The sequence below is a fragment of the Legionella sp. W10-070 genome, from assembly GCF_900640175.1.
Lineage (GTDB): Bacteria > Pseudomonadota > Gammaproteobacteria > Legionellales > Legionellaceae > Tatlockia.
In genome coordinates this window covers 1-2,536 of sequence record NZ_CAAAJC010000052.1, presented here as the reverse complement: position 1 = coordinate 2,536, position 2,536 = coordinate 1, and the positions used below count along the sequence as shown (strand labels likewise).

Below are 2,536 nucleotides of genomic sequence, written 5' to 3'. Positions count from 1 at the left end.
TTTAATAAATGGGTTACCTTAATTGTGATGCAACGAAGCACTGATTTTGGCTCTATTTAAATTATTTCGGGTTACCTATTTCCGTGATGCAACGGGGTGGGCAAGGGGGAGATAAAATTGCTGCAGTTCTTCAGGAGGTGGTAAGCCGCCTGATATGCTTTGCGTAGCCTGGATGCTCATCCAGTTCGGCATTAAGTGCTGCTTCTCGGGCGAAAGCTTCTAATTCTTTACGGTTCATTACTATCTATCCTTAGCCATAAAGGCTGCGAGCCCAGAGCAGATTGGAATATTATCAAAAAATAACTTTATCAGACTGGTTGAAAATACGTGATCAGGAGAAACCGAGACCGGAAAAAGGAATGATTTGGGGTATTAATCCAATATCAGGTGAGAATCAGCTTATACCGGAAAAATTGTATGAGAGACATACTGAGTGGGGCGCGGGTTGGGAAATTATTTTTTCAGGATCAGTGCCTGTTGAAATGTTTGTTGAAACAAGTGTAACTTTTGGGAAAAAATCTACAAGTACTCCAGTCCTGTTATCAGATATTTTTAAAAGGAACCTAGGAGCTAAATGTTCTTCCTCTGAATGCATTGGTCTATACCCAGATAAACCAGATTTATTTTGAATTAGCTGAGATAATGGAATGAACCTTTATAGATGGAAAACAGGTGGCGGATGATTTTTTTTGCTGTCTCGCCATAATTGACCAAATATAAATCACAATGTATGATTTTCGGCGAATTATGGGTGATTTTCCATTATTAATTTATCTACTCTACATTATAAAAACTTGGAGAAAGTAATGGGTGTAATCGTTAAACGTGGTACTGATATACTTACTACAGTTGAGGTTGAAAACATTGAAAAAACCTCTGCTAACGAAATCGCAGCAAATATTGCAAATTTTCCAGCCTATAAACCAGATGGTTGTGGTGCTATTCTGCTTTTTCATACGCCGGATCATCAAATTCATGGTCTCGGAGGTTTAAGGGCTAATCCTGCATTGAAAGATAAACTTACCTCTGACGAAACCCGGTTTCCTCCACAAGTTAATACAACGATTGGCGGCCGATTAATTGATCCAGAAAAGCCTCTTCAAGAATCAATTATGAATGCTATAAAATATAAAATGTTTTTTGATGCAAACACACCTGGAAATTCACCAATATATAAAGAACAACAAATTATTAAGTCATTAATTACAACAATTGAAACTTCTGCAGGATGGGCTAGCGACGTTTGTGTACATACAGACAGCTGGAAAAATGATGATACATCCGTCGGGACGATGTGCTTTTTAACTGGAATTAAGCACATTAACTGCTCGAATGAGGACTTGAGAGAAATTGAAAATGCACTTCAAACTATTATGGATTATAAAAAATCACAAGGTGAGCAACCACGTAATCTATCTGATTTTAAATTTTATCCATTTATAAATACGATGAAAAATGCCACTTCTGGCTATCTTATTGAACGCACGGAATTAGAAAAAGCAGAGATTGCACATAAGAATAAAGCCTTTGTTACCTTCAATGATTTGTGCCTGGAAACTTTTAGGGTAAATGGCTCCTATGCAAAAGGGCAGAATGGTTGTGCGGAACTATCACTCCCGGTAATGAAGAATACAACTGTTTATAAATTTTAATAGCAAGTGCAAGTAGTGAGGCAGGTTGGACTAAAAAAGGGCAGAACAACAGTTTCAGCAAGCTGTGAACCCCAGATTTAAGCCCTTCAGTTTCAGGCTTGCTTAATTTCCATCGTTCTCTGAGACCTGATTATGTGCTTCAAATAGAATAATAGGCTATTATTATATCAACAAAGGATTATTAATAAGGAAACTACAATGGACTTATTACTCTTGGTTTTGTTAATAGTCATATTAGTTGCTTTACTGCCCTCCTGGCCATATAGTCGTGGTTGGGGTTATTATCCCAGTGGTGGAGTAGGTCTCTTGTTACTAATATTGATTATTCTGCTTTTGATGGGAAGAATTTAGAGTATTTTTTATAATTTATAAACAGGCTCTGTGATTCTCCCAAATGAGGGGAAGCCGGTGTGTAAATACGGTTTAGTCTTGCCAAATGTTAAAGCATCAGTGGCTTCCTTACGCGCTCAGCAAAACTTTCGCTTCACCGGTTTGTCAATTACAAGAAGTAATCGAACGTCGGTAACTCCGTATAGAAAGCCATTCACCCAAATCCAACTCATACGTCTTTAAAAAATCATAAGGCAGCGTAGCTGCCTCAAAAACAGGGATAAAGGGTTAAGGGGTAAAAGCCCGGACACACCTAACTCGATATTCGACAACCTTACCGTCGTCGAAATGGCCGCCATCGAAGAAGATCTGGACCCAGGCGCCGAACGTAGGATCGCCGGAAAACTCGGTAGAACTCCAGTAGAGGTCATCGGTAAAACCGCCTATAGCGACACGATTAGTAAATAAGCAGTTAAGCTGACCTGTGGCTGTCGCGTTATTTCCGGCTGGCAGGAACCAATCGTTATAGCAGGCGTTTCCTGGCTGGCAAGGGG

General features: G+C 39.4%; 3 protein-coding genes. All 3 read left to right on the top strand.

Annotated elements, in window-relative coordinates:
- Positions 1 to 281: 281 nt before the first annotated feature.
- A complete protein-coding gene (locus E1O65_RS12380; protein ID WP_133133901.1) occupies positions 282 to 629 on the top strand; it encodes a hypothetical protein in 348 nt (115 codons plus the stop codon).
- A 177-nt stretch (positions 630 to 806) separates the two neighbouring features.
- Positions 807 to 1,652 (top strand): hypothetical protein, encoded by an 846-nt coding sequence (locus tag E1O65_RS12375; protein WP_133133900.1) that lies wholly within the window; start codon positions 807 to 809, stop codon positions 1,650 to 1,652.
- Positions 1,653 to 1,850: 198 nt separating this feature from the next.
- Positions 1,851 to 2,003: a DUF3309 family protein gene (locus E1O65_RS12370; protein ID WP_133133899.1), complete on the top strand. Its 153-nt coding sequence runs from the start codon at positions 1,851 to 1,853 to the stop codon at positions 2,001 to 2,003.
- Positions 2,004 to 2,536 lie beyond the last annotated feature (533 nt).

Bases quoted from the DNA above. Each gene is read 5' to 3' on its own strand.
- E1O65_RS12375 (WP_133133900.1), top strand. From the start codon at position 807: ATGGGTGTAATCGTTAAACGTGGTACTGATATACTTACTACAGTTGAG.
- E1O65_RS12370 (WP_133133899.1), top strand. From the start codon at position 1,851: ATGGACTTATTACTCTTGGTTTTGTTAATAGTCATATTAGTTGCTTTA.